Consider the following 25,924-nt stretch of genomic DNA (forward strand, 5'->3'; position numbering starts at 1 on the left):
TGCGGTGCGCAGAGCCCGGCCTTTTCGTGTGACCGGTAAGGTCGGTCGAAGCTTAGAACTTCCAGATCAGCGAGACGCGGCCCTGATCGTTCGAAAGCAGACCGCGGCCCATGTCGCTGGTGAACGAGACCTGCGCGTTGAGGTTCGTGCCGACCTCCATTTCTGCACCGGCATTCACGCTCATCCACTGGGTGTCGAGCTCGTTGGCGATGCTGAACGGCGTGTCGGACGCACCGAAGAAGTGCGCCGTCACAACGTCGGCATTGTCGGCCATTTCGCTTGCATAGGCGACCGAACCGAAGGCCCGGATGATGCTGGTCTCGCTGACGGCGATGTCGAAAGAGGCCATCGCACCGGCTTTCGCGCCAAGCGAGGTAAAGGTGCGATCTGCAACCGAGAGGCCGAAGCCACCAGCACCGATTTCGTCATAGCCACCGATGGAGCTGCGCACGTAATCGAGGCTTGCCACCGGACCCACTTCCAGACCCTTCGCGATGTCGAAGGCGTAACCAAGGCGCATGCCGCCAAAGGTCTGGCGCGCATCGGACTGGGCTACGGCATTCGCGAAGTAGCTGGCAAAGTCGCCGCCGCTAGCCCGCTCTGCGCCGAAGCGCTGGTCAGCGGTCCCGGCATAGCCGTCTGCGAACAGGCCGCCATCCGAGTAGGTCGCGTAGATTGCGACCGACTGGCTGCGGTCTGCCTCAGGCTGGAGCGGGTTCACCGTCTGGCGGCTCGACTGAATGTTCGACACGGCCACACCGAAGCTGAAGCCTTCGGAAAGGGCCATATCGACACCAACCGTCATCTCACCGGCCTGGGTCAGAGCGGTCTGTTCGAGCGCGCTCGCTCCCAGCTGGGTGCTGGCAACGCCCTGGCTGCCAAAGGCACCAAGACCATTGCCGAGCAGTCCGCCCTGCTGGCCATTGTTGAGATAGACGCCGGAGGCGCTGCCGAAGACGCCGAGCTTGCCGGTTTCGGCAGGCGTGGTGCCGTTGATGGCGTAAGCGGCATTCCCTGCAGCGCTAAAGCCGCCCGCTGCCATCGAACCGCCACGCAGCGCGAGCGTGCGCTGTGCGATCTGGCCGGTGAAGCGCTGCGAGAAGCTGTTCGCGGTGAAGGTCTGGCTGAACGCGCTGACCGGGGTCAGGGCGCCAAGCGTTGCCCCGAGCGTTTCGAACGTGGCGTTGTCGACAATCGCGAACATGTCGGCAAACTCGTTGAAGCGCGTGGCACGAATCGTGTCGAGCGCGCCGCCGAGGTTACGAAGGCTGCGATTGTTGCTGAACAGGTCACGGATCGAACGCGCGCCGATGGTGACAAGCACCTCGTTGCCTTCCACCCGGCTCGACGCGGTCAGGATCGGCGAGTTCGAGAGGAAGATCGTTTCGGCAAAGTCGCCGTCGATCTCACCTGCCGAAAGGATCGCGAATTCAGATCCATTGCGGACCCGGCGACCACGCGCTTCGAGAAGCAGGGTGCCATCGAGCACTGCAAGTCCCGAAATGTCGTAGAAGTCGTTCGAAATCCGGTTGCGCGTTCCGCCCTGGAAGTTGGCGTAAAGGCCAGCGCCGCTGGTCTGGACGTAATCGCCGTTGATGGTCATCGTGCTGACCCCGCGATTGCCGCCAGCGCTCACCAGGCCGGCTACGTTCATCAGGACATTGGTGTTGATGACACCGTTGCGGCCCGAGAGCAGTCCGCCCGCCAGCGTATACATCGGTGTGTTGAGCGTGCCGCTGATGTCCGACGTGCCGCTGAACTGTTCGACACCAATCAGCGAGGTGAAGTCGAAGCCCGACCCGAGAAGGAAGGTCGCGCGCTCATTGTCGATCACCAGCTTGTCGATCTCGACATCCATGTCGACCGTGGTGCGGCCGCGCTGGTTCAAGTGGACTTCGAAATACTGAGCCGGATTGGCAAAGGCGGTCCCGGGCGTTCCGTCGGTGTTGTTTGGAACGAAGCCGGTTGAACCCGGGCCAAGCAGGACCGAGCTTTCAGGCAGGTTGCTGCCGAAGTTCGGATCGCCAGGCTGCGGACCGAAGGGCGAGACGATTTCGGGCAGCTCCGAAATGTCGACGCCAAGGACGGTGCCGATCGAATTGCCGACTTCGAAGATGCCGTTCTCTTCACCTTCGGGAAGGCCGTTGACAAGCGTGCCGGTGCCATCGTCGATGAAGAAGCCCGGATCGAGATCCTGCGTCCAGTGGTCAGGGTCAGACCAGTTCCCGTTCCCGCGCTTGGCCGAAACGTACTTGTAGGCCGTGTTCTCGCTGATGAACTGGAAGAACGGATAGATCGGGTTGTAGAAGCTGATGTCGCCGTACGGGTTGGTCAGTCCGGCGAAGCTCAGGTCGAAGAAGCTGATGCCGCCGCTAAGGACAGCGATTGCGACAGGGAAGTCGTAAGCGACGTCGGCAATAAGCGGCGAGCCACTGTCACCGGGCGCGGTGCCGACTTCGCGTGGGAGCGCATCGCCATCGAACCAGTCGGTCGAAATGACGTCGCCAATGGTCACGCATTCAGGGCCAAAGCCGTTGAAATCGCATCCATCGAAGCCCGCAATGTCGCGATCCGGCCAGTCGAAGTCGGTGAAGTAGTAGGGCTGGGTGATACTGCCGCGTTCTGCACTCGAACCGAAGCCAGAGAACACCACATCGTCGAAATTGGCAAGCGATCCGAGCGCTCCGAGCATGTTTTCGCCAACGCGGCGCAGGAAGTCGCTACCTTCACCCGGGCCGCCCAGCGCCGTGCCGAAGGATCCGTAACCGACCTGCACAACATGCGTGAGCTCGGTCAGCGGGGTGAGCAGAATAGGAAGCGCCGGGATATCCGTGATCGGCTCATCCACAGCGATCAGGGCAATGTCTGCGAACGGGAATGGCAATCCGCCATTTTCCTGGTTCGCGGACGGGTGAATGACCACGTCGGTGCTGGTCGCAAGACCGCCTTCGGAGTAGCTCGCGCCTTCATTGACAAATGCGTTGCGCTGCGGCTCCGTGTCAGGACCGGTGCCGATCAGGATTGCGAAGGGCGAACCGCTTTCCGGCGTTCCATAGATCTCGGATGGGAAGAAGTTGACGCAGTGCGCTGCGGTCAGGATCGTACGCGGGTTGATCAGGCTGCCCGTGCAATTGAGGAAAACCCGACCATCGGAAGCGCGGCCAATAAACATCTGCACAACCGAAGGCTGCGTATCGGCGGCGTCGAATGATGCGTCGAGGCCGACATCGTCACGAACGAAAATGTCGCGATCGATATTGTCGCCTGTGGTGCCGGTGAAACTTGCGTCGAGTAGCATGTTGGGATCGAACGTAAGATCAAGCGTGCTGCGCGGTGTCAGTCGAAAACCGGCAAAACTGTCTACCGGAGCTGTCGTGCTGATCGCGGGAGCCGCGGAGCGCGGCGTCGCAGCACTCGCAACGCCAAGCGGAAGGCGATAGTCGGAAATCTCGCCCAGTTCTTCGCCGTCGAGCAAAAATTCGCCCGTTTCGCCCCCGGATGCATGCGCCGGTGCAGCTGTAAGCGCTCCGGCAAGCGCTGCGAGCCCAACGCCGGATAGGAAAGCACGATTTGTCATGATTAGCCCCTCGTTCTTGATAAGAAAGTTACCCCGAGTGAGCAGATTAGCGCTTTGTTAAGTGATTCTGAAGCCCCGTTGTCAAATATAGTTCAAATATGTTCTGTCGCATCAACGGCTTGCATTGCATGCAATGCGGCTTTGCAAATGAAAAAGCGGGACTTGGCAATAATTGCTCAAATCCCGCTCTCAGATTGTCAAAATTGCCGAACCCTCGATAGGCCCGGTTCACCTCAGTCTCGACCGATGCTCGCATAAGAGAAACCGGCGGCGCGCACGTCTTCCGGGTTGTAGATGTTGCGCAGGTCGACCAGCACCGGAGCTTTCGCGAAATCCTTTACCCGCGACAGGTCGAGCGCACGAAATGCATCCCACTCCGTCACAATCACGACAACATCGGCGTCCTTGATCGCTGCATAGGGATCATCGCACATAGTCACGGCGGGCATCAGCGGTTTTGCCTGTTCCATACCTTCAGGATCGAAGGCAGACACCTCGACGCCTGCATCGGTCAGCGTCTGAGCCACTGCGATCGCAGGGGAATCTCGCATATCGTCGGTATTGGGTTTGAACGTAAGGCCGAGCAGCGCGACCTTCTTGCCGCGTGCATCGTCACCGCCGCCAAGCGCGTCGAGCACCTTGCGCCCCATGGCGCGCTTGCGGCTGTCATTGACCTTGACCACCGCTTCGATGATGCGGGTGGGGCTGTCGTAATCCTCTGCGGTCTTGAGCAAGGCCAGCGTGTCCTTGGGGAAGCAAGAGCCGCCATAGCCGGGACCAGCGTGGAGGAATTTCGGACCGATGCGGTTGTCCATCCCTATCCCGCGGCTGACATCCTGCACGTTTGCACCAACTTTTTCGCACAGATCGGCCATTTCGTTGATGAAGGTGATCTTGGTCGCGAGGAAAGCGTTGGCTGCATACTTGATCAGCTCGCTGGTGCGCCGCGAGGTGAAGAGGATCGGCGATTCGTTCAGGAAGAGCGGGCGATAAACCTCGCGCATGACATCGCGGCCGAAATCGTCCTCGGCACCGATCACGATCCGGTCGGGGCGCTTGAAGTCGCCGATCGCAGCGCCCTCGCGAAGGAATTCGGGGTTCGAGACGACAGAGAAGCGATGCGATGTGCCCGATTCTTTGAGAATGCGCTCAACCTCGTCGCCGGTGCCTACCGGGACGGTCGATTTGGTGACTACGACCGCGTCGTTCGAAAGGCTCTCGCCGATCTCGTTCGCGACGGCATAAACGAAGGAAAGGTCTGCATGACCATCGCCTCGGCGGCTGGGCGTACCGACCGCGATGAAGATCGCGGCGGCGTCCTTGATCCCTTCGGCGAGCGAGGTCGTGAAGGACAGGCGGCCAGCCTTCACATTGCTTTCGACCAGCGCATCGAGGCCCGGTTCGTAAATCGGCATGATACCGTCATGCAGACGGTCGATCTTGCCCTGATCCTTGTCGATGCAGACCACATCATGTCCGAAGTCTGCAAAACATGCCCCGGATACGAGTCCGACATAACCTGACCCGACCATTGCAATTTTCATGGATGGCTATTCCTTATAAATCCTTGGCCTGCACAGGCTCGGTCCTGAGCCGCGGCGGCGCCTGTTACTGGGGTCGTTCCCCGTGGAAGATTTCTATCGGGCCGTTCTGCGCCGCGATCGCCTGAATGACCCGGCGTTGATCGGCCTCAAGCACGAGCGCCGTAAGCACACCTGAGCGAAAAGCGCCAGTGTCTATCCCGATCCGGTTGCCGCAATCCATGACCCGGTCAAAGATCGTGTGGCCATGGACCACAACCTTGTCGAGCGCGCCCTGGTGATTGAGAAAGCGGTCCCTGATCCAGAGCAGGTCACGGCGGCTTTGTTCGTCCAACGGTAGGGTCGGATCGATGCCGGCATGGACAAACAGATAGTCGCCGGCGACGATCATTTCTTCGAACCCGGCGATGTAGTCACGCTCCGACTGCGGGATGAGATCGGGCAACAGATCGAACAGCTCTTCCAGCGTCAGCGCATTGAACTGTTTCTTGGACAAGCCATAGCTCATGACCGTCTCACGCCCGCCATGTTTGAGGAAATGCCGCAGCACTTCGGGCTTCTCGAATGAATCGAGCAGCATCTCTTCATGATTGCCAGCAAGGACGCGGACGGATCGTTTGCCCTGCCATTCCCGAGTGTCAGATACGACGCCCGCGCTGTCGGGGCCCCGATCCACAAGGTCTCCGAGCAGGATGACTTGCGAATCGCATTCGCCGCGCCCGCGATCATCCTCCTCGATGGCATCGATCATCGCACGGTAAAGGTCACGTCGTCCGTGAATGTCGCCAATCACATAATAGCGCGTACCCGGCGGCACTGCCGGATGGCGCGGCTGTGGCTTGGGGCCGAACATCTTGCGAAGTGCATTGAACATCGTTGCGTCTTTGGTCGTCCTATCGACGATGGGTTTACATTCTTATCGCGACGCAAATCGTGCGCCGGGTCGGGGTGAATTTTCGAAAGCGTGTGCCTTTAGTCGCATACCATCTGAACGGCAACTGAGTGCGCGCCGTCAGGCACCACCGATCCCGTGCACAGGCAGAAAATTCAGCGATCCGCGCGGGGTAGAGGCCTTCCCGATATGATGCAAAAACTCCACACCAGTGTGGGATTGGGGAGACGCGCGCAATTTCTCTTGTGCTATGCAGCATAAGCGTGCACGATTGTTTCGCATTTGGCTGAGATTGCTCACAATAATACGCAACCGTCGAATGTGCAGGTGGGACGAAGCAACAACACAAACAAGGAAGTTGTCATGCTCACGTCCATCCGCGGCCTCACGGCTGCAATCCTCTCTGCGGGTGCTCTGGTTACCGCCGCGCCCGCTTTCGCTGAAACTGCCGATAATGATGGCGCTATAAGTGAAGAACTCATTGCGGCCTCCGCCGCACTCGACAATAACGGTGCGCAAGGTGCCGAGCTTGTCCTTTCCACCCAGACTGCGTCGAACGTAGATAGGGCAATCCAGCCCATCGTGGACACGGCCAGTGCCATGGCTGGCGAAAGTGGTCTGACCTTCTCCGCCAACATAGCCCTTGCGAGCGAGTATCGTTTCCGCGGGGTCGACCTGTCGGGCGGCGAACTGGCCGTTCAAGGCGGTTTCGATGTCAGCCATTCATCCGGCTTCTATGTCGGCACATGGGCATCGAACCTCGACGAGGACACCGTCGGATACGGTTCGCTTGAGCTTGACCTTTACGGCGGCTGGAGCGGCAGTGTCTCTGACGCAGTTTCTGTCGATGTTGGCTTCATCGCCTACACCTATCCTGATGCTCCGGCAGGCGACTTTGACTATTACGAGGTGTACGGGTCGCTTGGCTTCTCGCTCGGTCCGGCATCGGCCACCACCGGCATCGCCTATGCGCCGGGCCAGGATGGCCTCGATTTCGGCGGGGGGACCGATGACAACCTCTACCTCTACACCGATCTCAGCGTGGCTGTTCCGGGCACGCCGGTCTCGATTGATGGGCACCTGGGATACACCGACGGTTCGCTGACATTCACCAATGACAGCAAGGCTTTCGATTGGTCGCTTGGTGCGAGCGTCGGGCTTGGCGGGAACTTCTCGGCCAGCGTCGCCTACGTCGAGGCCGAAGGCTCGTTCCTTCCCGGCCAGTACGATTTCACCGACGCGACTGTCGTCGCAACGCTCAGCGCGAGCTTCTGACGCCGCAAGTTGTCAAAACCGGATAGCCCGCGGGTAAGCGGGAGGAACGGAGCGCGGGGCCTCGCTGGTCTCGCGCTCTTTCCGTTTGAGAAACCCGCGCCCTTGCGACAGTCTTCGGGCACCCTTAACTCGGCACGCGAAAGGACTGCTCACATGGTCAAATATCTCCATTCAATGATCCGCGTCACCGATCCGCAGGCAACGGTCGATTTCTTCAAGCTGATCGGGCTTGAAGAAGTGCGGCGCTTCGATGTCGAAGCCGGTCGCTTTACGCTGATCTTCCTCGCCGCACCCGGACAGGAAGGCGTCGCCGAGGTCGAGCTCACCTACAACTGGCCGCCCGAGGACGGCAGCGATCCCCAAGATTATGATGGCGGGCGCAATTTTGGCCATCTCGCCTACCGCGTCGAGAATATCTACGACACGTGCCAGCGGCTTGCCGATGCGGGGCACACGATCCTCCGCCCACCGCGCGATGGACATATGGCCTTCGTTAAATCGCCTGACGGCATCTCGGTGGAATTGCTGCAGGAAGGCAATCTTGAGCCACGCGAACCCTGGGCCAGCATGGAAAACACCGGAAGCTGGTAAGCCCGCGAAACGACCCTGCGACCGCCTGCGCCTAGCGGAGCGGGTCGTTGGGGTGGGTGTCCTGAGGGATTGGGCCCTGGTCGTCGCATTCCTCAGCCGGGTGGGTCGTCGTCATGCGCAGCACAATGTAGCCAAGGATCGCAGAGACTGCGGAGCCGGTAAGAATGCCAATCTTGGCTTCTTCCACCAGCAGTGGCGCGCCCGGGAAGGCAAGGCCGCCGATGAATATGCTCATCGTGAAGCCGATCCCGCACAGGATCGATATGCCCCAGATTTCTGGCCAGCTCGCATTGTCGGGTCGCGGCGCAAAGCCTGACTTGTCGGCCAGCCACACGATTGTGAAGATACCGACCTGCTTGCCCACCACCAGACCGGCGGCAATCGCGATCGGAAGCGGCGCCAGCAGCGCTTCTGGGCCCATGCCTTCCAGCGATACGCCGGCATTGGCAAAGCCGAAAACCGGTACGACAAGATACGCGCTCCACGGCGCAATCGCGTGTTCGAGGCGTTCGAGCATTGAGTTGCCATCGCGCCGTTTGAGCGGGATGGTGAGCGCGGCAACAACGCCTGCAATCGTGGCGTGGACGCCCGAATTCAGGACGCAGTACCAAAGCACGATCGACAAAAGGATGTAGGGCCAGAAATAGTCCACGCGCATCCGGTTGAGCGCAATCATCAAGGCAACCACGCCAACCGAGGCGACCAGCCACTCGGTATAGAGGCCCTGCGTATAGAACACGGCGATCACCAGCACCGCGCCAATATCGTCGACAATAGCGACCGTCAGCAGGAAAAGGCGCAAGGAGGCGGGAACCCTGTTGCCCAAAAGGCCCAGTACTCCCATCGCAAAGGCGATGTCGGTTGCCGCCGGAATGGCCCAGCCATTGAAGTATTCGCCGCCGCCGGTGACCAGAAGATAGACAATCGCCGGGACGCCCATGCCAGCCGCTGCCGCCAGCATCGGAAGACGTCGCGCAGCAGGATCTGCCAGCGAGCCTGAAATAATTTCGCGTTTTACTTCTAAACCGACGACAAAAAAGAAGATCGCCATCAATCCATCATTGATCCAATAGTGAAGGTCCTTTAGCTTCTCTATCGGGGTCCAGGGCAGTTTGCCGTAAAACAGCTCGCGATATTCGTCAGCCATGGGAGAGTTGGCGGCGATCATCGCAGCTGCTGCTACCAGAATCAGCAGGATCCCAGCCGATGCGTCGCTGACGAACAGCGCTCGCACGGGGGCAAAGACACGACGGAGAGGGTTGGTCGAAGTGGGGACGTTATCAGACATGTTGGGTGTCCCTTTTCAGAAAACCTGACAAGAGTGCAAGGTCAAACCGGGCTCGAAGGGGAGAATCGGGCCCAGTTTGCATCAAGGAGGGTCGCCTTGAGCGTTGAAAATTGGGATTTGTGGCAGTGGCTGGCAGTCGTCCAGCACGAGCTGCTTTTATTTGCGGGTGTGTTTTTTCTTATCGGTGCGCTTGATGACATCGCTGTGGACATATCATGGCTGTGGCTCAAGCTGACCGGGAGAGCCCGGACCGGCAGGGTAAATCGCGAACAACTTCAATGCAGCGAACTCTCGGCTCCGGCCGCGATCGTTATCCCTGCGTGGAATGAAGCCGACGTGATTGCAGACACGATCCAGCATATGCTGAGCGTGTGGCCCCAGCGCGCGCTCCGGCTGTATGTCGGGATTTATCGCAATGACATCGACACACTCGAGGCTGCGATGAGCGCTGCGCGCGGGGACAGTCGCCTGAGACTGGTCATTCACGATCGTGCAGGGCCGAGCACCAAGGCCGATTGCCTCAACCGCCTTTACAAGGCGATCCGCGACGACGAGGACCGAGCAGGCGAACGCTTTGCCATGGTCGTTTTTCACGACGCAGAAGACATGGTCGATCCGGCAGGTCTGGGCTTGCTGGACTGGGCTGTTGCCGATGGGGCGCATTTTGCGCAGCTGCCTGTCGAACCCTTGCCGCAGGCGGCTCGCCATTGGCTGGGTAGTCATTATTGCGAGGAATTTGCCGAAGCCCACGGGAAAGCCATGATCGTGCGCAGCGCGGTTGGCGCCGCTCTTCCCGCCGCAGGGGTCGGGTGCGGGGTAGAGCGTTCGATGCTCGACACGCTCGCCGAGCAAGGTCCGAACAATCTGCCTTTCGACCCGGTTTCGCTGACCGAGGATTACGAGCTCGGGCTCAACATCGCAGCACTTGGCGGCGAATGTCGTTTCGTGCGCGCGCGCGGCGAGGACGATTTGCTGATTGCAACGCGCGCTTTCTTCCCCTCGCAACTTGCCGATGTGGTCGGACAGAAGACGCGCTGGGTGCATGGCATCGCCTTGCAGGGCTGGGACCGAACCGGCTGGGCTGGCGGTGCAGCCGAGAGCTGGATGAGAGCGCGGGACCGTCGCGGGCCGCTCACCGCGATCGTGCTGTTTTTTGGCTACACGCTGCTTTTGCTGACCGTGTTGCTGGCGACGGCGGTGAATGCGGGCTGGACCGAGCCTGTGACACTCACACCGGCCCTAGTTGCGCTCCTTACCCTCAACCTGGGGTTCTTTATCTGGCGCGCCTTGATGCGCTTTGCCTTTACCGCGCGCAATTACGGCGTGGCTGAAGGTGTCTTTGCGGTGATGCGTATTCCGGTCACCAATGTGATCTCGATTATGGCAGGAAGACGCGCCCTGTTGGCCTATGCCCGCACCTTCGCGGGGCATAGCGCAACGTGGGACAAGACGCCGCACAGCCACCACCCGGCACAGTCGATCAAGGGACTGGCCAAGCCTTCGAAGATACCGGGAACGCGGTAATGCAGCCAGTTTCAACGAACCAGAGGCGCGGCGCGCCGCTCGTGCTGCTTTTTGTCGTTCTCTCGAGCTGGACCGCAGGTCGCAGCGCGGTCTGGGAAAGCCCCTTCGCGCTGCCCGAACTGGAACTATCGCCCGCGCAGATAATGCTGGTTGAACGCGGGCCGTTGCCGAAAAGCCAAGCGGTCAGCGTTGCGCAGCGCAGCGCCGACATGCCGGGCCGAACCATCGGTCAGACCGATGGAAAGTCCGATGCGTCGCGCGGCAGGGCACAATCGACAAGTCGGGCCGGAGGCGGTTTCGCATCGGCGTCCGAGCACACGCACATCGCCGCCGGGCATCATTTCCTGATTACGGCTGCCTTGCGACAGGACCTTTCGATCCGTGGCCTGGCCGGTGCGTCGGCTTTGGATGGCCTTGCCTCGAACAGTCTGAGCGCGCAGGCTGAACGCGCAGCTGCAATTGATGAAGCGACGCCGCCATTTCTTGCGCAAATGCCTGTGTTAACCAACCGCGCGCGCTTCGCTGATCGCTGGTCGCTCGATGCCTTCGCGTTCTTCCGGTCGGGCTCGTCCTCGCTTTCGAGCACGCAAGGCCGTGCTCCGGTCTACGGTGCGAGCCAGTTGGCAGCGAACCTTCAATATCGGCTCGCGCCATCCTCGCCTCACGATCCGCGTGGCTACGCGCGCACCTATCATGCCGTCGTCGAAGATGGAGAGACCGAGGTTGCAGCCGGGCTTTCCGCGAGGCCGGTCGCAGCGATCCCGCTTCGCACGGCCGCCGAGATGCGCGTGACGCGCAATCGCTTTTCGACCCAGCTGAGGCCCGCCGCCTATGCCGTGACCGAGATCGCGCCGCAAAAGCTGCCGCTCGACCTCGCGCTCGAAACCTATGCGGGGGCAGGCTATGTCGGCGGCGCTGCCGACACTTTCTTTATCGACGGGCAAGCCGGCGTCACCCGCGAGATGCTACGGTTCAGGGGTGGAACCACACGGCCGCTCATCTTGAGCCTTGGCGGCGCGGCATGGGGCGGGGCACAGCGCGATGCCGAGCGGCTCGACGTTGGGCCCACCATGAGGCTCGATCTGACCCTCGGGACCGTGCCAGCGCGCATTTCGGTCGATTGGCGAGAGCGGGTCGCAGGCGATGCTGAACCCAACTCAGGAGTTGCGGCGACGGTTTCGACGCGCTTCTGACCGCTCGTTTTCGAAGCGCAGGCGGGGAAGGGGTGCAAAGCTCGCTTCCAACGCCACTCCCGGTGGGCTAGTCGCACTGGCATGGATGTCTACCTGCCCATTGCGAATCTGTCGGTGAATGGCCTTTTCATCGTTTTCCTCGGAGGGCTGACGGGCATTCTTTCGGGATTGTTCGGCGTGGGCGGAGGATTTCTGACGACGCCGCTTCTCATTTTCTACGGGATTCCTCCCACCGTCGCAGCCGCTTCCGCTGCGACGCAGGTGACCGGGGCGAGCGTGTCGGGCGTGATCGCACACGGAAAGCGCAAGGGCGTCGACTATCGCATGGGAATGGTGATGGTCGGAGGCGGGGTTGTGGGTGCCTTGCTAGGCGCCGTCTTGTTCAGCCTGCTCCAGGCGTGGGGGCAGATCGATGTCGTGATCGGTGTGCTGTACGTCCTGCTGCTGGGCACGATCGGATCGTTGATGATGCGCGAGAGCATCGACGCCCTTCGCGGCAAGGCTGATGGCGCATCTGCCCAGCCGCGCAAGCGCCGCCACCACCCGCTGGTCGCCGGGCTTCCATTCCGCACCCGGTTCTATGCGTCAGGCCTGTACATTTCACCGCTCGCTCCGCTGATCCTCGGCGTGCTGGTCGGTATTCTCACCATGCTGATGGGGGTTGGCGGCGGGTTTATTCTCGTGCCCGCGATGCTCTATATTCTCGGCATGAGCGGCAATGTCGTGGTCGGAACATCGCTTTTCCAGATCCTGTTCGTGACTATGGTGACCACGATGACCCATGCGCTCACCACGCAGGCGGTCGACATCGTGCTTGCCGGATTGCTCTTGCTGGGATCGGTTATGGGCGCGCAGTTCGGGACCCAGATCGCGATGAAGGCGCGTCCCGAAATCCTGCGGATCGTTCTTGCAGCGATCGTCATCGCGGTGGCTTTGCGGATGCTTTACGGCCTCGGCGTGCAGCCCGACGAAATCTACACCGTAAGCCCACTGTGATGAGAGCGCCCAAACGCATTTGGGCTCCGCTCGCCCTCCTAATTGCCGCGCCTGTTCTGATGGGCCAGCGCGAACCCGTGCTGGTGCCCGAGGTCAGCCAGTCGCGCGTCGAAGTGAGGCAAGGTTTCACCGGCGCCAACCTGCTTCTCTATGGCGCGGTCATCGATCCAGCAGGTGCTCGATCAAGCACGCAGTACGACATCGTCGTGGTTCTGAAGGGACCGACCGAACCCATCCGCCTTCGCGAGAAAGAGCGCATTGCCGGCATTTGGATGAACGCGGGATCGAGCGACTTTAGATCCGCCCCCTCTTTCTTCGCTGTTGCCTCTTCGCGTCCGGTCGGGGAAATCGTCGACCCGCTCACCGCTGCGATCTACGAGCTTGGTACGCAGTTCATCCAGCTTAGCCCTTCCGGACAGATTGAACCGGAGGAACAGGCGCGCTTTGCAAGCGGTCTGGTCGACATGCGCCAGCGTGCGGGGCTCTACAAAGAGGATGCCGATGGCGTGCGCATCAGTGAAGGTGTGCTTTATCAGGCACGCATAGCTCTCCCTTCGAACGTCACGACCGGCGAATACACTGCAGAGACTTTCGCGATCGCCGACGGCCGTGTGCTCGCAAGCGCCACCGCGGATATCGAGGTGGTCAAGGTCGGGCTGGAGGGGCGCGTGGTTCAGGCGGCTGAACGCTGGTCGCTGTTCTATGGCTTGCTTGCCATAGCCCTGTCGCTGGGCATGGGATGGCTTGCCGGGCGTCTTTTCGCTCGCCTTTAGGCCGCTTCAAGCGCCTTTGAAAATCGCCTCTTCTGGCGGGTGGCGTTGACGCGATATTAACCCCGCTCTCCCATATCAGACAGGTCAGAAATGGGGTCGGTCTTTCTGCAATTGTCGGCCCCCAAGTTGAATCAATCCCACTGCGGATAAGGACCCTCGCATGACTGATTTGGGCAACCACGATTTCCACCAGGATGCGGACACCGCCGCAGGCCAGGCCGATCAGTACGAAGGCGAAGACAACGCAAGCCTGCCGATCGGCGTCGTGCTGGAGATTTCGGGCGCGGGTTCGCAGATTGCGCTCGATCTTCAGCGGCTCAATGAATGCATGGGTGACGATGATCCATCGATCGCCCTGGCCGGTCAGGTGGGCAGCCAGATCAAGATCCGCGTGGGTGACGCATGGCTGCTGGCCAATGTCCGCGACCAGCGCAAGGATCGCCGCGCCGCAAACGGCATTATCGCGCATATCGACTTTCTCGGCGAAGGCGCTGAAGAGAAACTGACGGGGCGCATCCACGGGTTCAAGCGCGGTGTGACGCGCTATCCGATCCCGGGCGCGATGGTCTATCCTGCGACGACCGCCGACCTCAAGCAGATCTACGCCAGCGATGGGCGTGCGAACATCACCATCGGCACCGTGTTCCCCACCCGCGACATTCGCGCTGGCCTGTATATCGACGCGATGCTCGGCAAGCACTTTGCGCTCCTGGGCTCGACCGGTACCGGTAAATCGACCAGCGCCGCGCTGATCCTGCACCGTATCTGTCAGGCCGCGCCCGAAGGTCATATCGTGATGATCGACCCGCACGGCGAGTATTCGGCGGCATTCCGTCAGACCGGGCAGATCCTCGACGTCTCGAACCTCCAGATGCCGTACTGGCTGATGAACTTCGAGGAGCATTGCGAAGTCCTCCTCACCAGTGCCGGTAATGAACGCCAGGTCGATATGGACATTCTCGCCAAGTGTCTTTTGCATGCGCGTTCGAAGAACCGACTGGCCGAGACGATGGGCAAGATCACGGTGGATTCGCCGATCCCCTATCTGCTCTCGGACCTTGGCTCCAAGCTTCAGGACGAGATGGGCAAACTCGACAAGGCGACGTCTTCTGCGCCCTATATGCGGATCAAGAGCAAACTTGAGGAGCTGAAAGGCGACCCGCGTTACCAGTTCATGTTCTCAGGGATGCTGGTTGGCGACACGATGACCGACTTCATCTCGAAGGTCTTCCGCATGCCGGGAGACGGCAAGCCGATCTCGATCATCGACGTGTCGGGCGTGCCTTCGGACATCACCTCGACCGTGGTCGCTGTTCTCAGCCGTCTTGTGTTCGATTTTGCGATCTGGGGCCGCGAGGAACGGACTCGCCCGATCCTGCTCGTTTGCGAAGAGGCGCACCGTTACGTGCCTAATGAGAAGCACGCCGATGGCTCTTCGGTGGGCCGCATCCTCAGCAGGATTGCGAAGGAGGGGCGTAAGTACGGGATCAGCCTCGGCCTTATCACTCAGCGTCCGTCAGACCTTGCGGAAGGCGTGCTGTCGCAGTGCGGTACGATCATCTCGATGCGTCTCAACAACGACCGAGATCAGGCATTCGTTCGTTCGGCCATGCCCGAGGGTTCGCGCGGCTTTCTCGATTCGATACCGGCGCTGCGCAACCGCGAATGCATCGTCTGCGGGGAGGGTGTCGCAATCCCGATCCGGGTCAATTTCGATACGCTCGAAGAGCACAAGCGACCGGCTTCGGAAGACCCGAGCTTTGCCGAGCTGTGGCAATCGGGCGGCGGCGAGGAAGAGATCGTCGACCGGGTCGTGCTGCGCTGGCGCAGTCAGGGCTAAAGTCCGCTTCGTTCAGCGGCTGGCGACGTCCGTCCTCAGCATATCGTCAAAGCCGGGGATCACGCTCCAGCGTTCCTGTGCCGGGTCATAGATCAGACTGCGCAGCGAGCGCCCGCCGGCCTCGCCTGCATTTTGGCCGTTCTCCGCGAACTGGATTTCTCCAGTGATCCCGGTGAAATCACGCGAGCGAAGCACATCAACCAGCGCCTGTGCCGTGACCGGTGTGCCATCCTCGATTTGCGCAACGGCTTGCTTCACGACCAATGCCGAATCGAACGCGACCGCTTCCTGTCGCTTGGCCGCGTCCAGTTCGCCAAAGTCCTTCTCGAAACGGCGGGAATCGGGAAGTCCGCGCACCTCTGCCGGGCTCGACACAACGTCGGTCATGTCGAACAGGCGGGTATGCTGGATATCCATCTCGCGCCCCAGATCGCGCACCGCCTTGCCAGTGTTCCAACCGCCCAGCAGGGCAGCGCGCTCTGGCTGGTCGGCGCGGTACATGTTGACCGCAAGGGCGATGAAGTCGCTCGACAGGCCGACGACCACCACCATCTTGCGTTCACTGAAGTGGCGCTGCTGAGCTGGGCGCTCAAGGCTGTCCATGATGCGGCCGCGCAGATAGGAGATGTCGTGGACCTTGTCCTCGCGCATCCACTGGTTCCATTCGGGCAGATTGTCCTTGATCCGGTCGAAGAACACCTCGCCATAGGTCTTCTCGGTCGAATTGGGGACGGATTCGTAGAGCAGCACCAGCTCGGTTCCGCTTGTCACCGTGCTGCGCGCCAGGAGCGCGAACTGCTTGGCCCGTTCATCGACGCCCGATCCGACGCGAAACAGCGGCAGCGAACTCTCGTCCCACCCGATCGCCTGTCGCGGCGCCGCAGTCGTCAGGATGATCGCCGGTTCGCGCCCGCTTTCCTCGACCACTTTGAGCACTTCGGGAGTAAGCTCGGTAATCGACGGGCCGACAATCGCGATGACATTGCGCTTTTCCAGATTGGCCTTGAGCGCCTCGATCAGTTCGGGCGCATCGCGGCCCTTCATCGCGTCGAGCGTCGCGGTCAGATGGATCACATCGATATCGCTGCCGCTCAACGCCGACGTCAGGCCAAGCCGCTGATCCTCTCCGAAGCCCTCTTCCGGATAGATGCCAAGAACGATGGGCGTCATGTCTTCGGGCGGAGGAGGAGGCGTCTTGCCGAACGGATTGAAGAACTGCGCCGCGATGACGAGCGCGGCAACGAGAGCAAGGGCCGCAGCGCCAGCAGGCACGAAGCGTTTCCACGACGCTCCGCCAGCGCTCGACGTTGCCGGAGCGGGTGTTGGTGCCGGCCGGCTGGCGGCGGCGCTCATCAGGCCCTGCATTGCGGCACCGTCCGCCGCTGCATTATCGCCTTTGGGCTGACCTGCGATCTTGTGGATCGAATCGAGGAATTCAGGCCAGTTTGCGCTTTGCGTCGGGTTTTCGCTCGCGTCCTGCAATTCGGCTGCCTGGATGCGGCGGAAACCGCGCGGGATGACGACCTCGTCGATCAGCGCGGGGACCAGCTTGTCGTCTTCTACGCCGTCTTCGGCCTCTTCCTTGACCCAGTTTGAGCGGATCGAGGTCTTGGACCAAACCACTACGATTGCTGCGGATTTCTTGATCGCCTTGTCGATGACGTCGTCGAATTCCTCACCAGCGCGAATGTCGCGATCCCACCAGACCGAATAGCCTTCCGCCTGCAAGGCCGCTGCTATGTGTCCTACGCGTTCACGGTCCTGCCGTGAGTATGAGATGAATATGTCCACCTAATTCGCCCCCTACGATGCATCTTATGTCGCGCGGCTGTCTCCGTAAAGATGGATGTGCAACCTGTCCGATAATCGGAATCCATGCTCAAGACACAGCGGTGCAAGCCATTCCTGACGGGCGCGCAAGGCCTCGCTCGTCGTCCCTTCCGCCATCAGGAAGATGCGTTTTGCCGGGATGCGGTGACGGCGTTGTAATTCCAGCACTTCGGCGACGTCGCCCGGCTCGGCTATTACGAACTTGAAGAAGGCGCGCGGATCTGCGGCGTAGTCGTCCAGACGCTCGGCGATCAGCGCCAGCGAAGCATCGTTGCCCGAATGCGCGAGCTTGGGGCTGACATTGTACTGGTCGACCCGGATGTCGATATGCGCGCTTGCCCGCGTCGTGCCGTTGGTTTCCACTTCGACTTCGATGTCAGGCAGGATCGCGAGCATGTCCGCCAGCGGCCCGCATTGCATCAGCGGCTCGCCCCCGGTGATGACGAGGCGCTTTTGTCCCAGCGCCGCGATCTTGGCCGCTGCCTTGGCGGGTGAGAGAGCGACCTGATTGGCCTTGCGCTCATACTCGATGCCATCGCGGTGGGGGCGATTGTCGCCCTCAAAACGCCAAGTATAGGCGGTGTCGCACCATACGCAGGCAAGGTTGCAACGCGACAGGCGAATGAAGGCCACCGGCGTGCCCATCCTCGGCCCTTCGCCCTGGATCGAGGCGAAGATCTCGGCCCCTCCCTTGTCATCCGTGGCGCAGATCAGATCAGCCATGTTTTCAGCACCTTATCCGAGAAGTGGACCGCATGTTACACGGTCCAGGGCGAAAACGGCCAAAGTGTAACCTTGCGCGCTAAAAGTGTAACCTTGGGCGTCTGATCGGTTCCGACGAACATCGCAAAGGAAGATGGGCATAGCTGCAAACATGCCGCTCCCTATTGCATGAATTGCCTGTGTAGGAAATTTCTACAGGCCTCGCGCTGCCAGCCAGCGGCCTCTCGCCTCGGCCAGTTCGGTCGAGGAGTTGGAGGCGGTCATGGCGGCCCATCCGCTGCCCGTGGCCGGGTCATAGACGACTTGCGACTTGTACGGTCCGTTCGAACCGGACTGCCAGCTCAGCAGATTGCCAGAGACCACACGCACGCGCCCGCCGATCGTGTAGTTCTCCTCCTCGGTGGTTGTTTGGTGGAGGCTTTCGATGCTCTCTTGCGACAGGCCTCCCGAATAGGCCCAGTCAACCATTCTCAGCAATTCAACCGGGGTCGAGACCAGACCTCCGGCGCACTTCAGGAAGGGCGGGAATGGACGCACCGGCTCGGCAGGTTCGGGCGAATTTGCAAGGACGGGCGTCCCCGCATCGAAGCGCGAAGCCGACATGCTGGCAGGCTTGAGCACTTCGTCGATTGCGACTTGCTCGATGGATTTGCCGCTCGCAGCTTCGATCACGGCCTGAACGATGATCCAGTTGCCCAGATCATAGGACCAATCGCGCTCGGCATCGATCTCTCCTGCAGCAAACCTGTTGGCCGCTTCTATCGCGGAGAGATCGGCCATGGCGATGGATGGATCAGAGCGAAAAGCCGGCAAGAGGTCGTCGGGCAAGCCGGACCGATTGGCGAGAAGGCTGCGAAGCGTGATCTCACGCGCGCCCGGTCCGGCATAGTCAGGCAACAGGTCGCTGAGACTGGAATCGAGTGACAGCCTGCCCTCGTCAGCCAGTCGCAACGCGATCAGCGTGCAGGTGTATTTCGCAAGGCTTCCGGCTTGAAACTGACTGTCCGAAGACAGCGACCGGCTCGCATACACATCGACGCGGTCATCCGGGTCGAGCCATGCCTCGACCCCGAGATCGATGTGCGCCGCCATAGCCAAAACGAGAGAAAACATGGTCGGAGGCGCTATCCCAACCGTGCCAGCGCCGCTTCGAGCCGTTCGACCTCTGCCGAATGGTGCGCGAAGTCGGCCTTGGCTTTCTCGACCGCTTCGGGCTTGGCGCGTTCGACGAAATTGGCGTTCGACAACCTGCCCTCGAGGCTCTTTGCTTCCTTTTGGCTGGCTGCGAGCGCCTTTTCGAGGCGCGATTTTTCCGCGTCGATGTCGATGATCCCTTCGAGCGGGATGACGAACACATCGCCCAGAGCCGTGACCTGCATCGCCGGGCCGTCGGGCGCGTCGCCGTGGACCACCGGGGTCAGGCGAGCGAGGCGTTCGATAGCTGCCGATGAGCGCTCGATTGTGCTGGTCGCGAGCGCGCTGGGCTTGGGCACATAGGCCGCGAGCGTTGCGCCCGGCGGGATGCCCAGCTCATTCTTGGCGCTGCGAACATTGGTGGTGAGGTCGATCACCCAGTCAATCGCGTCGGTCGCGTCCTTGCTCACCTCGGCGCGCGGGTCGGGCCATGCGGCGGTGATGAGGTCGTATTTGCGCTCACCCCCAAGATACGTGGCCTGTGCGTGCCACAGCTCTTCGGTGATGAAGGGCATGAAGGGGTGCAGCATGACGAGGATCTGGTCGAGCGCCCATCCGGCAACCTCGCGGGTTTCCTTGGCCGGGAGCGCATCGGGGTCCGAACCTTCGGCAAAGACCGGCTTGATAAGCTCAAGATACCAGTCGCAGAACTTGGACCAGGTGAACTGATAGATCGCGTTCGCCGCCGCGTCGAAACGCAGATCGGCCATCGCCGCCTCGATCTCTTCGCACGCGGCCTGAACCTCGCCGATGATCCACTGGTTCGCGGCAAGACGCGCGGTTGGAGCCTTGAGCGTGGTCGAAGCGCCGATGCCGTTCGACTGGCAGAAACGCGTCGCGTTCCAGAGTTTCGTCGCAAAGTTGCGGTATCCTTCGACCCGCTTTTCATCCATCTTGATGTCGCGGCCCTGGCTTTCCATCGCCGCCATGAAGAACCGCAGCGCGTCCGCGCCGTACTGGTCGATCAGGCCGAGCGGATCGACGACATTGCCCTTGGACTTGGACATCTTCGAGCCATCGGCCGCGCGCACGAGGCCGTGCAGATAGAGGCGCGGCCACGGGGCCTCGCCCATATTGTATTGCCCCATCATCATCATCCGCGCATCCCAGAAGAACAGGATGTCGAAGCCTGAGATGAGGAGTGAGTTGGGGAAGTGCTTGTCTAGGAGGGGCGCGTTCTCTTCCGGCCAGCCGAGCGTGGCGAAGGGCCACAGAGCGGATGAGAACCAAGTGTCGAGGACGTCGGGGTCTCGGACAAGGTATTCCCGAGGCGAGTGGTCCTCGTCGTTAAGCGCGTGACTGACCGCCTCGTCCCAGGTTTCTACTACGAAGATCCTGTCTGGTTCTATTCCGTAAAGCTCAGCAGCTTTTTTCTTTGCAGTGTGTTCATCCAGCGCAACGAAGGAAATCGGGTCGACTGTGGGCGGATAGTAAAGGTGTGATGGCTCACGTTCATCTGCCTTTGGATCACGCCCAAACCATGCCGGAATACGGTGCCCCCACCACAGCTGGCGTGAGACGCACCAAGGCTGGATATTCTCCATCCAGTTGAAGAAGGTCTTTTCCCAGCTCTTGGGGACGATCTCGATCGTGCCGTCGCGGACCTGCTCGATTGGCTTTTCGGCAAGCTTTTCCGCATCGACATACCATTGGTCGGTCAGCCACGGCTCGATCACCACGCCGCCACGGTCGCCAAAGGGCGTTGCGATCTGGCGCGGCTCGGCGTCGTGCTCGACTTCCTCGCCCTTCTTGGTCTTGGCGATGTGGGGGATGAGGTAGCCTTGTTCCTTGAGGCGCTGAACCACCAGTTCGCGCGCGCCATCAACGCCGTCGCGCTTGAAACGGTGTAGGCCGATAAATTCGTCAGGGACTAGCCCGTCCGCCGTCTGGCAGACATTCGCATCGCCATCGAGCATGTTGAGCATGTCGCCCGCCGCGATGCCCGCGCGCTTGCCGACTTCGAAATCGTTGAAATCGTGCCCCGGCGTAATCTTCACCGCGCCCGAGCCAAGCTCCGGGTCGGCGTGTTCGTCTTCGACGATCTTGATCCGTCGCCCGGTGATTGGAAGCACGACTTCCTTGCCCACGACGCTCTTGTAGCGTTCGTCGCTCGGGTGAACCGCGACCGCCATGTCGGCGAGCATCGTTTCGGGCCGGGTGGTGGCGACCTCGATGTAGTCGCGGCCATCGTCGAGCTTCACACCATCCGCGAGCGGATATTTGAAGTGCCAGAAATGGCCCGCAATCGTCTGTTGCTCAACCTCGAGATCGCTGATCGCGGTCTTGAGTTTCGGGTCCCAGTTCACCAGCCGCTTGTCGCGGTAGATCAGGCCGTCATTGTAGAGATCGACGAAGGTCTTGATGACGGCATCCGTAAAGTGCTCGTCCATCGTGAACTGCTCGCGCGACCAGTCCATCGAACAGCCAAGCCGGCGCAACTGGTTGGTGATGGTCCCGCCGCTTTCGTGCTTCCACTCCCAGACCTTCTTGACGAAGTCTTCGCGCGAGTAATTGGTGCGCTTGTCCTGGCGCTCTTCCATCTGGCGTTCGACCACCATCTGCGTCGCGATGCCCGCATGATCGGTGCCGACCACCCACAGCGCATCCTTGCCGCGCAGGCGCTCATACCGGATCACGATATCCTGCAACGTGTTGTCGAGCGCATGGCCGATATGGAGCGATCCCGTCACATTGGGCGGCGGGTTCACGATGGTGAAGGGTTCCGCATCGGGGCGCACAGGGCGGAAACCGCCGGTTTCTTCCCAGTGCTTGTACCATCGCGCCTCGATCTGGGCGGGGTCGAACGTCGTGTCGAGTGAATTGGTCATATCGCGCCGAGCCATGCCAAGCCTGTGGGTGCAGCGCAACAATTCTTAGGGGATCAGGCGAGCAGAGCGTCGATTTGTGCGTTTGCTCTGGCGCGAAGCTGGCTCTTGCAGGCCTTGAAGCCGGGCTGCGATGCGAGTTCGCTGGCTCGGGCAATCGCTATGTCCAGCAGCCTGTCGGCCTGAACGACCTCATCGACCAGCCCTGTCGCAATGGCATCGGCGGGCCCCAGCAGCTGCGAGGTGAGCGCGAGCCTGCGCCGCCATACAGGGTCGAGCCAGTGGTCGATGATCGCCTGCGGCACGGTCGAGAAGGGCAGTCCCGCTTTCGCCTCTGGCAGGCCGATCCTGTAGTCACCCTCTGCCGCGACGACCCAGTCGGAGCACAGCATCATAATCCCCCCTGCACCAATCGCGTGGCCGTTGACTGCCGAGACCAACGGGCAGGGGAGGCGGTGCATATCGGCCATCATGTGGTTGATCGCCTTGCGCGTTTCGTCGCGGGCTTCGTCGCTCAGGCTGGCGGCGACCTTGCGGTCCATCCCGCGGGTGAAATCGGAGCCGGCGCCGGTCAGGACGATGGCATTCACCTCGCTTGACGCGGCCATTTCGCGAAACCGGCGCGAGGCCTCGCGCATGATGTCTGCATGGACGGTGTTGTAGGGCGGATTGTCGAGCGTCACCAGCGTCACATCGCCGCGCTGCTCGATGCTGAAATGGGGCATGGGTCGCTCTCTCCTTCGCGCGCCTCTCATGCCTTCGATTGCCCCACCACCGACCAAATTGCCACCATGGTTGTGTGATTTAACCAACACACCGCTTGAGCCCGGCGGCAAAGTTGCGCATACGCTTGAGGCAATGGACGGCGGCGCTCAATTCACGCTTCACGACGAGGAAGGCGGCGGAACGACGCTTGCGCTGTCGGGCCGGCTGCTTGTCTCCACCATCGGAAAGGTTGAGCGCGAACTCAGTCGCCTGGGTGACGAAATCGGCCGTGTGGATGTGTCCGAGGTCGAGGAAATGGACACGGTCGGCGCCTGGGTCGTTTGCCGCTTTGCAGGCCATCGCTCCGCCGAAATCACCGGAGCCACCCCCTCGGCCAAACGTCTGCTCGAAGCGGTCGAGGCGGCATCTAGCGATGTTGAGATCACCCCTGACCGTACGCCCGTGTGGGAGCGTGTGCCGCTGGCTATGGGTGAAAAGGTCTATGCCGCGCGTTCTGGCATTTACGGGGTCGTCGGATTTTTCGGGCAGATCCTGATCGGATTTGGCAGCCTGCTTCGCCATCCGTCGACCTTCCCGCTGAAAGCAACCGTGCGCCAGATGGAGATGGTCGGCGTGGCGGCCCTGCCGATCATCGGGCTGATGAGCTTCCTCATCGGTATCGTCATCGCGCAGCAGGGCGCGGTTCAGCTGGCGCAATTCGGGGCGGAGACGCTGACCGTCAACCTCGTCGGACGCATCACGCTGCGCGAACTTGGCGTGCTGATGACCGCGATCATGGTCGCAGGGCGTTCGGGCAGCGCCTTTGCCGCGCAGATCGGGACGATGAAGCTGACCGAGGAAGTGGACGCGATGCGCACCATCGGCATTTCCCCGATTGAGCGGCTGGTTATCCCGCGCATCCTCGCCTGCACCTTCATGATGGTGGTGCTGGGCTTTTATGCCTCGATCGTCGGCATTATCGGCGGCGCGGTGGTGGGGCACCTTTCGCTCGGCATTCCGTTCTTCACCTTTCTTGAGCGCATTCAGGAAGTGGTGCCGCTGCACGATGTGTGGGTCGGCCTTGTCAAGGCGCCGGTCTTCGGGCTGATCGTCGCTCTTGCAGGGTGCTATCACGGCATGCAGGTAAAAGGGGATTCCGAACAGGTCGGCATTCGCACGACGATGGCCGTGGTGTCAGCAATCTTCGCCGTCATCGTCCTCGACGCATTCTTCGCGGTGTTCTTCACCGAAATCGGCTGGGGCTGAGGCATGGCAGACAAACGCAACATGACCGTCCAGCACAACGCCCAGCTTCACCCCGAAGACCACGACCGCTTTGCATCGCATCCGCCCATCGTGGTCGAAGGGCTGGTCAACAAGTTCGGCGATTTCGCTGTGCATGACGGGCTCGACCTGACGGTCCAGCGCGGGGAAATCCTTGGCGTGGTCGGCGGATCGGGGACCGGCAAATCGGTTCTGATGCGCTCTATCATCGGGCTTCAGACGCCCACGGCTGGCCGGATCGAAGTGCTCGGCCGCTGCATCACGGATGGCGACCCCGATGAAAATATCGGTGTGCGCTGCCGCTGGGGCGTGCTGTTTCAGGGCGGGGCGCTGTTTTCCACGCTGACCGTCGGCGAAAATGTCGAAGTGCCGCTTAAGCAGTTCTACCCCGAGCTTTCCGACGATCTTCGGATGGAAATCGCGCGCTACAAGGTGCTTCTATCAGGCCTGCCGGAAGATGCGGTTGCCAAATACCCGTCAGAGCTTTCGGGCGGGATGAGGAAACGCGCTGGCCTTGCCCGCGCGCTCGCGCTCGAACCCGAGCTGCTGTTTCTCGATGAGCCGACGGCGGGTCTCGACCCGATCGGTGCGGCCAAGTTCGACAGACAGACGCGCGAATTGAAGGAGACGCTGGGTCTCACGGTTTTCCTGATCACGCACGATCTCGATACGCTTTACGAAATCTGCGACCGGGTGGCCGTGCTGGCTGATAAGAAGGTGATCGCGGTCGGGACAATCCCGGAATTGCTCGAAACGCGCCATCCGTGGATCGACGAATATTTCAACGGCCCGCGCGGTCGCGGAGCAATGACCGCGCACCGCCTGAACGCCGGACGCCGCGCAGCCGATTGGGGGGATTAATCCAGTGGCACTTGCACAACAAATTGGACAGGCGCGCCTTTGCGCGTTCATAGGGTAGCGCGATGGAAACGAGAGCCAATCACCTCTGGGTCGGCGCAGTTACGCTCGTACTGCTTGCGGCAATGGCGGCGTTCATTGTCTGGATTGCCCGGTTGAACCAGGGCGACGTCAACGAATATGACATCTTCTACGCGCAGTCGGTTTCCGGCCTCGCACAGGGTAGCCAGGTCGCGTATGCAGGCGTTCCCGTCGGTCAGGTGGTCGACATTGCGCTGTCCGAGGATGATCCTGAATTCGTGCGCGTTCGCATCCGGGTGCGTGACGAAGTGCCGATCCTGATCGGAACCACGGCGACGATCCAGTCGAGCTTTACCGGCGTTTCGACGATCCTGCTCGATGGTGCGCGCGGCGGCGCTCCTTCGATTACCTGTGACACCACCGCATGTCCCGAAGGCCGCCCGGTGATCCCGCCCAAGGATGGCGGCATCAACGCGCTTCTAAACAACGCGCCGCTCTTGCTTGAGCGGCTGGCCACGCTGACCGAGAACCTCAACATTCTGCTGGGCCCTGAAAATCAGGAGAACCTGCGCGGTATCCTCGCCAATTCGAACCGTCTGACAGATGAGCTTGCCGATGCAGCACCGCGCCTTGAGGGCACTTTTGCCGAATTCGAGATTGCGCTGCGCGAAGCGGGCGAGGCGCTCGATGCGTTCGAGCAGGCGACCCGCTCGACCGATCAGCTGATCAATCAGGAAGGTCCGGCGCTGGCAGAGGAACTACGCGGAACCCTGCGCAGCGCCAACGACGCCGCAGCCGCGCTTGCGGCAACGCTCGAAGACACGCGGCCAGCTGCGCGCCAGCTTCGCGAAGGCACTTTACCAGCGGCAGAAGCCACCTTGCGCGACCTGCGCAACACCAGCCGCTCGCTTCGCGCGATTACCGAACAGATCGAAACGCAAGGGGCAGGTTCGCTGCTCGGGGGACAGGCGCTGCCTGATTATGAGCCATGAGA

Annotated in this window: 19 protein-coding genes; 10 read left to right on the plus strand and 9 right to left on the minus strand. The window is 61.2% G+C overall.

Going from position 1 to position 25,924, the window contains the following annotated elements; genetic code table 11:
• Positions 1 to 52: 52 nt before the first annotated feature.
• The 3 genes from CD351_RS05550 to CD351_RS05560 all read right to left on the minus strand — a co-directional run bounded on the left by CD351_RS05550 (position 53) and on the right by CD351_RS05560 (position 5,992).
• The gene (locus CD351_RS05550) at positions 53 to 3,577 is read right to left on the minus strand and encodes an autotransporter domain-containing protein (RefSeq protein ID WP_111991676.1); all 3,525 of its coding nucleotides are present in this window, start codon (positions 3,575 to 3,577) and stop codon (positions 53 to 55) included.
• A gap of 233 nt (positions 3,578 to 3,810) precedes the next feature.
• Positions 3,811 to 5,121 carry a UDP-glucose/GDP-mannose dehydrogenase family protein gene (locus tag CD351_RS05555; RefSeq protein ID WP_111991677.1) on the minus strand — a complete coding sequence of 437 codons (1,311 nt, stop codon included), beginning with the start codon at positions 5,119 to 5,121 and terminating at the stop codon, positions 3,811 to 3,813.
• A gap of 64 nt (positions 5,122 to 5,185) precedes the next feature.
• Positions 5,186 to 5,992 (minus strand): metallophosphoesterase family protein, encoded by an 807-nt coding sequence (locus tag CD351_RS05560; protein WP_111991678.1) that lies wholly within the window; start codon positions 5,990 to 5,992, stop codon positions 5,186 to 5,188.
• Between the two features lie 381 nt (positions 5,993 to 6,373).
• Here CD351_RS05560 and CD351_RS05565 point away from each other — a divergent pair, with 381 nt between their 5' ends.
• Both CD351_RS05565 and CD351_RS05570 read left to right on the plus strand, forming a co-directional pair.
• Entirely contained in the window at positions 6,374 to 7,285 is a 912-nt protein-coding gene (locus tag CD351_RS05565; RefSeq protein WP_234027245.1) for a TorF family putative porin, read from the plus strand.
• Between the two features lie 153 nt (positions 7,286 to 7,438).
• Entirely contained in the window at positions 7,439 to 7,876 is a 438-nt protein-coding gene (locus tag CD351_RS05570) for a VOC family protein (RefSeq protein WP_111991679.1), read from the plus strand.
• Between the two features lie 31 nt (positions 7,877 to 7,907).
• Here the strand turns inward: CD351_RS05570 and nhaA are convergent, their stop codons facing one another.
• Positions 7,908 to 9,164 carry a Na+/H+ antiporter NhaA gene (gene nhaA / locus CD351_RS05575; protein WP_174214248.1) on the minus strand — a complete coding sequence of 419 codons (1,257 nt, stop codon included), beginning with the start codon at positions 9,162 to 9,164 and terminating at the stop codon, positions 7,908 to 7,910.
• 96 nt (positions 9,165 to 9,260) lie between these two features.
• Here nhaA and CD351_RS05580 point away from each other — a divergent pair, with 96 nt between their 5' ends.
• The 5 genes from CD351_RS05580 (at position 9,261) to CD351_RS05600 (ending at position 15,490) form a co-directional block, all read left to right on the plus strand.
• Positions 9,261 to 10,688: a glycosyl transferase family protein gene (locus CD351_RS05580; RefSeq protein ID WP_111991681.1), complete on the plus strand. Its 1,428-nt coding sequence runs from the start codon at positions 9,261 to 9,263 to the stop codon at positions 10,686 to 10,688.
• Positions 10,688 to 11,881 (plus strand): hypothetical protein, encoded by a 1,194-nt coding sequence (locus CD351_RS05585; protein WP_111991682.1) that lies wholly within the window; start codon positions 10,688 to 10,690, stop codon positions 11,879 to 11,881. The genes CD351_RS05580 and CD351_RS05585 overlap by 1 nt, the downstream gene beginning before the upstream one ends.
• An 81-nt stretch (positions 11,882 to 11,962) precedes the next feature.
• A complete protein-coding gene (locus tag CD351_RS05590) occupies positions 11,963 to 12,877 on the plus strand; it encodes a sulfite exporter TauE/SafE family protein (RefSeq protein ID WP_111991683.1) in 915 nt (304 codons plus the stop codon).
• On the plus strand, positions 12,877 to 13,650 hold the full coding sequence (locus tag CD351_RS05595; RefSeq protein ID WP_111991684.1) for a TIGR02186 family protein: 774 nt from the start codon (positions 12,877 to 12,879) through the stop codon (positions 13,648 to 13,650). The genes CD351_RS05590 and CD351_RS05595 overlap by 1 nt, the downstream gene beginning before the upstream one ends.
• A 160-nt stretch (positions 13,651 to 13,810) precedes the next feature.
• Positions 13,811 to 15,490, plus strand: coding sequence for an ATP-binding protein (locus CD351_RS05600; RefSeq protein ID WP_111991685.1), 1,680 nt, complete (start codon positions 13,811 to 13,813; stop codon positions 15,488 to 15,490).
• 12 nt (positions 15,491 to 15,502) lie between these two features.
• Here the strand turns inward: CD351_RS05600 and CD351_RS05605 are convergent, their stop codons facing one another.
• The 5 genes from CD351_RS05605 to CD351_RS05625 form a co-directional block, all read right to left on the minus strand.
• Positions 15,503 to 17,281 (minus strand): TIR domain-containing protein, encoded by a 1,779-nt coding sequence (locus CD351_RS05605; protein ID WP_111991686.1) that lies wholly within the window; start codon positions 17,279 to 17,281, stop codon positions 15,503 to 15,505.
• Between the two features lie 24 nt (positions 17,282 to 17,305).
• Positions 17,306 to 18,043, minus strand: coding sequence for a 7-carboxy-7-deazaguanine synthase QueE (locus CD351_RS05610; protein ID WP_111991687.1), 738 nt, complete (start codon positions 18,041 to 18,043; stop codon positions 17,306 to 17,308).
• 192 nt (positions 18,044 to 18,235) lie between these two features.
• Positions 18,236 to 19,156, minus strand: a complete 921-nt coding sequence (locus CD351_RS05615; protein WP_111991688.1) for a serine hydrolase — start codon at positions 19,154 to 19,156, stop codon at positions 18,236 to 18,238.
• Positions 19,157 to 19,167: 11 nt separating this feature from the next.
• Entirely contained in the window at positions 19,168 to 22,065 is a 2,898-nt protein-coding gene (locus CD351_RS05620) for a valine--tRNA ligase (protein WP_111993615.1), read from the minus strand.
• A 53-nt stretch (positions 22,066 to 22,118) separates the two neighbouring features.
• On the minus strand, positions 22,119 to 22,787 hold the full coding sequence (locus CD351_RS05625) for an enoyl-CoA hydratase/isomerase family protein (protein ID WP_162627625.1): 669 nt from the start codon (positions 22,785 to 22,787) through the stop codon (positions 22,119 to 22,121).
• Between the two features lie 133 nt (positions 22,788 to 22,920).
• Here CD351_RS05625 and CD351_RS05630 point away from each other — a divergent pair, with 133 nt between their 5' ends.
• The 3 genes from CD351_RS05630 to CD351_RS05640 all read left to right on the plus strand — a co-directional run bounded on the left by CD351_RS05630 (position 22,921) and on the right by CD351_RS05640 (position 25,922).
• Positions 22,921 to 24,033 (plus strand): MlaE family lipid ABC transporter permease subunit, encoded by a 1,113-nt coding sequence (locus tag CD351_RS05630; protein ID WP_111991690.1) that lies wholly within the window; start codon positions 22,921 to 22,923, stop codon positions 24,031 to 24,033.
• A gap of 3 nt (positions 24,034 to 24,036) precedes the next feature.
• The gene (locus CD351_RS05635) at positions 24,037 to 24,912 is read left to right on the plus strand and encodes an ABC transporter ATP-binding protein (RefSeq protein WP_111991691.1); all 876 of its coding nucleotides are present in this window, start codon (positions 24,037 to 24,039) and stop codon (positions 24,910 to 24,912) included.
• A gap of 62 nt (positions 24,913 to 24,974) precedes the next feature.
• Positions 24,975 to 25,922: an MlaD family protein gene (locus CD351_RS05640; RefSeq protein ID WP_111991692.1), complete on the plus strand. Its 948-nt coding sequence runs from the start codon at positions 24,975 to 24,977 to the stop codon at positions 25,920 to 25,922.
• The last annotated feature ends 2 nt before the right edge of the window (positions 25,923 to 25,924 follow it).

It is taken from the genome of Erythrobacter sp. KY5 (genome assembly GCF_003264115.1).
Classification (GTDB): domain Bacteria; phylum Pseudomonadota; class Alphaproteobacteria; order Sphingomonadales; family Sphingomonadaceae; genus Erythrobacter.

Bases quoted from the DNA above. Each gene is read 5' to 3' on its own strand.
- CD351_RS05550 (WP_111991676.1), bottom strand. From the start codon at position 3,577: ATGACAAATCGTGCTTTCCTATCCGGCGTTGGGCTCGCAGCGCTTGCC.
- CD351_RS05555 (WP_111991677.1), bottom strand. From the start codon at position 5,121: ATGAAAATTGCAATGGTCGGGTCAGGTTATGTCGGACTCGTATCCGGG.
- CD351_RS05560 (WP_111991678.1), bottom strand. From the start codon at position 5,992: ATGTTCAATGCACTTCGCAAGATGTTCGGCCCCAAGCCACAGCCGCGC.
- CD351_RS05565 (WP_234027245.1), top strand. From the start codon at position 6,374: ATGCTCACGTCCATCCGCGGCCTCACGGCTGCAATCCTCTCTGCGGGT.
- CD351_RS05570 (WP_111991679.1), top strand. From the start codon at position 7,439: ATGGTCAAATATCTCCATTCAATGATCCGCGTCACCGATCCGCAGGCA.
- nhaA (WP_174214248.1), bottom strand. From the start codon at position 9,164: ATGTCTGATAACGTCCCCACTTCGACCAACCCTCTCCGTCGTGTCTTT.
- CD351_RS05585 (WP_111991682.1), top strand. From the start codon at position 10,688: ATGCAGCCAGTTTCAACGAACCAGAGGCGCGGCGCGCCGCTCGTGCTG.
- CD351_RS05590 (WP_111991683.1), top strand. From the start codon at position 11,963: ATGGATGTCTACCTGCCCATTGCGAATCTGTCGGTGAATGGCCTTTTC.
- CD351_RS05595 (WP_111991684.1), top strand. From the start codon at position 12,877: ATGAGAGCGCCCAAACGCATTTGGGCTCCGCTCGCCCTCCTAATTGCC.
- CD351_RS05600 (WP_111991685.1), top strand. From the start codon at position 13,811: ATGACTGATTTGGGCAACCACGATTTCCACCAGGATGCGGACACCGCC.
- CD351_RS05610 (WP_111991687.1), bottom strand. From the start codon at position 18,043: ATGGCTGATCTGATCTGCGCCACGGATGACAAGGGAGGGGCCGAGATC.
- CD351_RS05615 (WP_111991688.1), bottom strand. From the start codon at position 19,156: ATGTTTTCTCTCGTTTTGGCTATGGCGGCGCACATCGATCTCGGGGTC.
- CD351_RS05620 (WP_111993615.1), bottom strand. From the start codon at position 22,065: ATGACCAATTCACTCGACACGACGTTCGACCCCGCCCAGATCGAGGCG.
- CD351_RS05625 (WP_162627625.1), bottom strand. From the start codon at position 22,787: ATGCCCCATTTCAGCATCGAGCAGCGCGGCGATGTGACGCTGGTGACG.
- CD351_RS05630 (WP_111991690.1), top strand. From the start codon at position 22,921: ATGGACGGCGGCGCTCAATTCACGCTTCACGACGAGGAAGGCGGCGGA.
- CD351_RS05635 (WP_111991691.1), top strand. From the start codon at position 24,037: ATGGCAGACAAACGCAACATGACCGTCCAGCACAACGCCCAGCTTCAC.
- CD351_RS05640 (WP_111991692.1), top strand. From the start codon at position 24,975: ATGGAAACGAGAGCCAATCACCTCTGGGTCGGCGCAGTTACGCTCGTA.